Here is a 1050-nt window from a genome sequence, read left to right on the forward strand (position 1 = left end):
AAACTCATTGTAGGTCTGAATAACTTATCTAACATTTTCTTTTTGTTTTGATTTAACTGTCCTTCAGTTAACAAGCAAAGCGCATTAGAATATTCAATTTTCTTCTCTCTATCATACCAAGGGAAATCTTGAGGTATATTCTCTTTAAGGGTTCCCATCGTTGAATTAGAGTGATTTTTCTGAATTTCAGCAGCCAATAACCTCGCTTGACTTGATAATTCTTTTAATCTGGTAATTGCCTTTTTAGCTACAGGTATCATTAGAGTTGGAATCCATTTTATATTACCTTCATACCCTTTTGCTGAAAAAAATCTCAAACCGTATCTTTGAATGCCCTTTCCATCACATTCTGTAATTTCACAATCCGCTGGCAAAGCTAAAATTTCTGATATCCTACTCGGTGCGCACATAAGTAAAGCAAGCACAGATGTAGTAAATATGTCTCTTAAAGATAATTGTTCATCCCTCTTTGAAAAAATCTCAGCAATCGCAATAACTGATTTGATATCAGGCAATCTAGAATGGCCTTCCAGTGTAGAATCATAACCAGTCCAAGACTGAGTAATCCTATACCTAATTGGGTTTACCCAAAATAAATAAGATAAATAAGTCATGTTATTATCACTTAGAAATGAACTCAATTTCTCAAGTTCTTTTCCAATAGAAAATGCGTGTGCTTTAGAATACTTTTCAGAGGCTATTCTTATGCATTCATCAAAAACTGAATTGTTGCAATAGCTTACATTAGCTTCCATATTGATTTTCAGTAAAACGAATTCTACAATCTTCAACATTGATAATGTTGAGTGTTTCGTCTTAGCTTTATTGAATGAATGCACATGCAACATATATGCTTTAGCAAAATTAATAAAACTATCATCTAAGCGTTCCTTGCTGCTGAGGTTGTTTTTTAAGTTAAACTTAGTAAATCTATATAAACCTTTCCATTTATTGCTTTCCCAGGAAGTTGTTAAATTATTATTAGAAATGGTATCCTTACAAAACTCGATGAACTTAATAACATTATAGTGTGGGTTGTTTATATTACTT

General features: G+C 32.1%; 1 pseudogene. It reads right to left on the bottom strand.

The window, feature by feature from the left end:
• Positions 1-1050: pseudogene (locus INF61_RS22665) on the bottom strand (DNA-binding protein); the annotation flags it as partial.

Origin of the sequence: Enterobacter cloacae complex sp. P18RS (assembly GCF_014982105.1) — a bacterium.
Lineage (GTDB): Bacteria > Pseudomonadota > Gammaproteobacteria > Enterobacterales > Enterobacteriaceae > Enterobacter > Enterobacter hormaechei_C.